General features: G+C 52.7%; 8 protein-coding genes. All 8 read right to left on the minus strand.

From position 1 onward, the window contains the following. Positions 1–64: 64 nt before the first annotated feature. Entirely contained in the window at positions 65–649 is a 585-nt protein-coding gene (locus tag WC317_08265) for a hypothetical protein (protein ID MFA5340117.1), read from the minus strand. Positions 650–774: 125 nt separating this feature from the next. After that, complete coding sequence (locus tag WC317_08270; protein ID MFA5340118.1) at positions 775–1,404, minus strand: hypothetical protein; 630 nt, start codon at positions 1,402–1,404, stop codon at positions 775–777. Positions 1,405–1,423: 19 nt separating this feature from the next. Continuing rightward, positions 1,424–2,782, minus strand: coding sequence for a glycoside hydrolase family 2 TIM barrel-domain containing protein (locus WC317_08275; protein ID MFA5340119.1), 1,359 nt, complete (start codon positions 2,780–2,782; stop codon positions 1,424–1,426). Positions 2,783–2,796: 14 nt separating this feature from the next. Further along, positions 2,797–3,375: a hypothetical protein gene (locus WC317_08280; protein MFA5340120.1), complete on the minus strand. Its 579-nt coding sequence runs from the start codon at positions 3,373–3,375 to the stop codon at positions 2,797–2,799. Between the two features lie 209 nt (positions 3,376–3,584). Continuing rightward, positions 3,585–3,923 carry an exosortase system-associated protein, TIGR04073 family gene (locus tag WC317_08285; protein MFA5340121.1) on the minus strand — a complete coding sequence of 113 codons (339 nt, stop codon included), beginning with the start codon at positions 3,921–3,923 and terminating at the stop codon, positions 3,585–3,587. A gap of 85 nt (positions 3,924–4,008) precedes the next feature. After that, the gene (locus WC317_08290; protein MFA5340122.1) at positions 4,009–4,227 is read right to left on the minus strand and encodes a NifU family protein; all 219 of its coding nucleotides are present in this window, start codon (positions 4,225–4,227) and stop codon (positions 4,009–4,011) included. Between the two features lie 25 nt (positions 4,228–4,252). After that, complete coding sequence (locus WC317_08295) at positions 4,253–4,567, minus strand: zinc ribbon domain-containing protein (protein ID MFA5340123.1); 315 nt, start codon at positions 4,565–4,567, stop codon at positions 4,253–4,255. Position 4,568: 1 nt separating this feature from the next. After that, positions 4,569–5,117 carry an epoxyqueuosine reductase QueH gene (locus WC317_08300; GenBank protein ID MFA5340124.1) on the minus strand — a complete coding sequence of 183 codons (549 nt, stop codon included), beginning with the start codon at positions 5,115–5,117 and terminating at the stop codon, positions 4,569–4,571. Positions 5,118–5,286: the final 169 nt, after the last annotated feature.

Here is a 5,286-nt window from a genome sequence, read left to right on the forward strand (position 1 = left end):
TTGCCAGCCTCTTCATTTCCCAAACCCCCTTTCGAGATTACGGTCGAATCGCGCCCGGGTCTTTCTATTCGTAATATATGTCGTCGAGGTAGATCGTGAAACCGTTGGGATTCGACGCGGCGTTAGCGACCCAGCAGAAACCGCCGGAGATCGATCCGAGGTCTTTGCCGGCCAGGTCTATCGTATACTCTTTCCATTCGGGCGTGAGTTTCACATCGGATATGCCCGCGGAATCGGAATCGCCGTATTCACCCGTGATGCCTCCGATCTTGAACTCCGCTATCTTCTCGCCGCCCTTCTCGCCCCTCGCCCAGAAGACGAGCTTCTTTGCGCCTTTAAGATCGATGCCTCCCGGCTGCGTGCCCCAGTTATTGGCGGGATTCTGCCAATATACCCCGGCCCAGCCCGCGCCCTGTTTCTGCTCGCCCGTGTAGCTTATCTTTACGCAGGTCGTCCCGGAATGCGGATTATCTTTGCTGCCGGCATCGACCTTAATATCCCCGTAATCACCCATCCATCCGGAAGGCGTATAATGATTATCCTTGGCCATCTTATCGGTATATACATTGAATTTCTTGAACTCCGCGTAGGATACCGCGGCGGCGGCAAGGATGCCGAGGGCCGCCATTAAAACAACGAGCTTCTTCATCTGGTCAAACCTCCTTTTTATTACGGATAAAATTAGACCAAAGCTCCGGCGCTCCCTTTATCGGGAAGCGCCGGTCATCTACGTTTTTAACAAATTCATATTATACTAGGTAAAAGAGCTCCCGTCTACTCGTAATAAATATCATCGAAGTAGATCGTGAAACCTGACGGGTTATCGGCAGCGCTTGCCGCCCAGCAGAAACCGCCGGAGATGTACGTCAGGTCCTTGCCGGTCAGGTCTATCGTATACTCTTTCCATTCGGGAGTAAGAGTGATAGGCCCGATCGAGACGGAATCCGAATCGGCGTATTCACCCGTAATGCCGCCTACTTTGACTTCCGCCAAGGTGCCGATCTGGGTCTTTGAGAGCATCTCTCCGCCTTTTTCGCCCCTCGCCCAGAAGACGAGCTTCTTGGCGCCGGTAAGGTCATAACCGCCGGGTTTGGTCCCCCAGTTATTGGCCGGGTTCTGCCAGAAGATGCCCGCCCAGCCGGCGCCCTGTTTCTGCTCGCCGGTGTAGACGATCTTAATGCAGTTGGTCCCGGAGTGAGGATTATCCTTCCAACCGGTATCAAGTTTTATATCGCCGTAATCGCCCATCCAACCCGAAGGTATGTAATGGTTATCGCGGGCCGAGCGGTCGGTGTAGACATTAAACCTCTTGAACCCGCCGGTAGCCGCATCGGCGGCGATGGATACGCCGGCGACGCATACGGCCAGCGCCAATACCACCAACAGAATTACTGATCTCTTCATCTCCTTAACCCCCCTTTCGTTATTTTGTCCAGTTTCCCTTGTACCAGGAATAAGCCTTCTTTAGCTGTCTTAAGAACGGACTGTCCGAACCGTTCCCCTGGCTTGTTACTCCCAAATATTCTTCATGCAGCCACCCGTCCGGGAAAGGCCCGCGGAAATTACCCGGGGTCTTTGCCTTTGCCTTGTAATCCCAACCCTCCGGCTCCTGTTTAGCGGGATCAAGCTGCGGCGGAGGCCCCCCCTTCCACCACTCGTCTACCCATTCGAAACAGACTCCGCCGAGGGCGTTTCCGAAACCCGAACCCGCCATATTACAGGCGATGTCCTCCCAATTGCCTTTATGATATTCCGCCTGCAGTTCTTCCCCTTTTTCCGGGCTGTCCTTTAAATAGGAAGGAGAGCCGTATTCGGTTATGATAGAGGGCCTGCCGGTAAAATCCTTTACGTCCTCCCAATAAGTCCTCCCGAATCCGTTCGGGCCGCGGTAAACATTCGCTCCGAATACGTCCACGTCCGGGCAATACTTGGCGAAATAATCAAGATATACCGTCTCGCCGTTGCAGATGGCGACCGGGTGGCTGGGGTCTATCGATTTTATCATCTTCGCGACTTCGTTGACGAAGGCGTAATACGCGTCCGGCTGGAGCTTGGCGCGGCATCCCATCCCCGGCTCGACTTCCGGCACGCCGGGATAGCCGTAATTGTTCTCGTTGCCGAGCACCCACATGAGGATATAAGGCTCGTCCTTATATTCCTCCACGACCTCCCTGACGCTCGCCATCATCTTCTTCTTATGCTCTTCGTTGGTGTAATCCGTGCCCGAATACCAATCGGCGCCGGAACCGGTGGCATACATCCCGAGGAAATCTCCCATGAGATACATGAATCCGTACTTCTCATAGCCGTCCTTGAGGAGTTCTTTATTGGTGGAATGGTGGTAAAGGCGGATCGTATTGACCCCCATATCCTTCATCAGCTGGAAATCGCCGACAGAAGGCTCGTCCGGGTCCTGCTTGTTGTTATTGTTCTTGTCGACGTAGGCGTCATACGGGCCGTCGATCTTGCCGTTCTTGTTGTAATCCGCGGTCATCCAGTCGGTCTGGACGTTCAAGGTCCCGTTATCCGGGGAGAGCCCGACCTTGTTGGGGGAATAGGCGATCGCCTTCATAGGGAAAGGCTTGCCGTCGACCAGGAGCTGCCAGTGGCCATTCTCGTATTTGACGAGTTTGACGTGCGCGCCGCCCGCGGTCTTGATGATCTTGAGTTTTGTGAGGTCTGTCTTGGGGGGTATAACTTCTCCGGGTTTTACTTTTACGAGCTTTCCGGGATTTATGATAAATTTATCGTTGGATACGTCGTTGTCGAAGGAATTTTCCACCGTTATCTTCGCGTCTACCAGTTTAATGCCCAGCTCCGGGTGGTCCTGATAAGGTATTCGAGGTCGTTTAACGCCATCTTCGAGGTATAGAGCGGGGTATGCCAATACGTCCAGCCTATCGACCTCGGGTAATTCACCAGGACGGCGTAATGCGCCTTTATCGCCTGGAGCGTGTGGCCGGACCTGGCGAGGGCGGCAGCCGTGTAATACTGCTTTACGCCCGATTCTTCGCTCGCGGTCGCCCATTTGTAAAAGGCCAGCATCTGGTCCTCGTTGTTGACGAATTCCCAATGCTTTCCTATGAGCTTCCCGCTCGCCTGCGCTTCCCTGTATGCGGGGTCTTTGGTTATGCTAGTGCTTGGATATATGCCTTCCCCTACCGCTGCGGCAAGCCCTTTCCTGTCTTTGATCTCGTACTTGTAATTGTCGGTACCAAGGCCTTTGAACTCGCCGTATTTGGCGTAATCGACGACTTCTTCTGTCCCGGGGTCAAAAAGCGGCGCAACCTGTTCGCCGGCAGAAAAAGCAGGTCCTGCATAGGCCATGGACAACGCCGCAAAGAAACCGCAAAGAAGAATTACTTTAAAACGCATACAAGCCCTCCTCCTACGTACATTTTGAATTTTCCTACAGGGGACTTTTTAAAACAGGTATGTAAGGTACTGTTAATAAGTAGGTTGTTTAAATATTGCCATATAAACAGGGTTTTGTCAAGATTATTTTTCACGTTTCGAACCGTACTTAGTAAAACGGGCCCCGTGGTTCCGGGGCCCGCAAGATTCTTTCTTCTGACTACAAGATTTTACTTTTCGCCGGAATAAACAAATTCAGGCTTTACAATCGGTTCATAACCTTCGGGGATCGGGAACGGGAACGTCAACGCTTCGTAGATACCCGCGCCGGTGCGGACCAGGCCTAAGCCTAATCCTTTTATCGTCCCGACTGTCAGCCCGGTGAATACGTTATTGGCCTTGCTTTCATCGACTATCCCCTTCGGGATCTCGAGCCAGCCAGTGAGGGTATTCACTATTCCGCGGCCCAGCTTATTTAAGGCGCCCGCGGCATATGAAGGCGAGCTTACGGACAAAAGACCTATCACTACCAATACCAAGATTGTGGTCGTTAACAGTCTGCTCTTCATAAATTTCCCCCTTTCTTTTGTTATAAGTATACTCAACCCAAAAACCTTTGTCAAGGAAATTTCCTCCCGCATGGCCTGCGCCGGCCTAGACCGCCTCCACTTTCTCTATTTCAGGCACGGCTTCTTTTATCGCGCGCTGGACGCCCATCTGGAGCGTCATCTGCGACATCGGGCAACAGCCGCATGCGCCGGTCAGTTTTACTTTGACGACTTTCCCGACGACATCGACAAGCTCGATATCGCCCCCGTCGGCTTGCAGCATCGGGCGTATCTTGTTTAAAGCTTCCTGGACCTTTGGTTTCAGATCGGCCATTCCAGTTCCTCCTTTTTTATATTTTAGGGAACAATTCCTCGAGCTGCTTATAATAACCGCCTATGGACTGGAAAGCGCCCCAGAATATGATAGTCAGCGCCGCGCTGACCGCCAAAGCTATAAGCGTTATATTCATCTTCTTCGCCCTGCTGTAAGTCGGGTTGAACCATACTATCGGGAGCGCGAACGGCCCGATGCAGAGGAAGGCTATCACGAAGGAGTAGGTCTTGAAATACCATTTCTGCTTCTGCTTATCGAGGAACTCGCCGCAATGTTTGCACTTTATCGCCTCGTCCTGTATCTCTTCCGCGCAATACGGGCATTTCTTCATTTCAGCCTTTCCCCTTTTTGCTGTATTGGCAACCGCAATAGTCCTGCCTGTATAGGCCCGCCTCTTTTGACATCTGCGCGGACCTCTTGAAACCGTCGTTCTTCTTGAAGTCGGCGCCGTAGAACTTCAGCATATACATATCCGCGATCATCTCGCCTATCTCGTTTATCTTTTCCGCGTTTTTGTGCGGGCTGATACTGAGCGTCGTGGTGAAAAAAGCAAACCCGTTGGTCACGGCGAACTGCGCGGTTTTTCCGAGCCGCATCCGGTAGCATATTTCGCAGCGGTCCCCGCCCTCCGGCTCGTCCTGGAGGCCGGCCGTCGCCCGAAACCACGCGTCCACCTCATAAGCGGCCTTATGCAGGATGACGCCTATCTTGGCGGCGTATTTTTCCGCCTCGTCGAGCCGCGCCTTATACTCTTCCTCAGGATGGATGTTCGGGTTGTAAAAAAATAACTCTACGTCGAACTCATCCTGCAGGGCTGTTATCGGGTAGGTGCAGCAAGGCGCGCAGCAGACATGCAAAAGTAATCTGGGCTTCTCTGGCACAGGGATATTTTATTACTTCGCGGGCGGAAACTCAACCGTTTTGTTTGTCGAGGCCTGACGTCGAGCCTAAGGCGCGGGTTTACCCGTCGCCTTCAGGCTCTCGTTGGGCTTGCGATTCTCAAAGGAAATAACCTTCACGCGAAGTTCTTCATTAGGAGACTGATAGAAG

Source organism: Candidatus Omnitrophota bacterium, from assembly GCA_041653595.1.
Taxonomy (GTDB): Bacteria; Omnitrophota; Gorgyraeia; order Pluralincolimonadales; family Pluralincolimonadaceae; genus Pluralincolimonas.

What these genes read in the sequence shown, in the direction of transcription:
- WC317_08295 (MFA5340123.1), bottom strand. Translation starts at nt 4,567, where the DNA reads ATGAAGAAATGCCCGTATTGCGCGGAAGAGATACAGGACGAGGCGATA.
- WC317_08280 (MFA5340120.1), bottom strand. Translation starts at nt 3,375, where the DNA reads ATGCGTTTTAAAGTAATTCTTCTTTGCGGTTTCTTTGCGGCGTTGTCC.
- WC317_08270 (MFA5340118.1), bottom strand. Translation starts at nt 1,404, where the DNA reads ATGAAGAGATCAGTAATTCTGTTGGTGGTATTGGCGCTGGCCGTATGC.
- WC317_08285 (MFA5340121.1), bottom strand. Translation starts at nt 3,923, where the DNA reads ATGAAGAGCAGACTGTTAACGACCACAATCTTGGTATTGGTAGTGATA.
- WC317_08265 (MFA5340117.1), bottom strand. Translation starts at nt 649, where the DNA reads ATGAAGAAGCTCGTTGTTTTAATGGCGGCCCTCGGCATCCTTGCCGCC.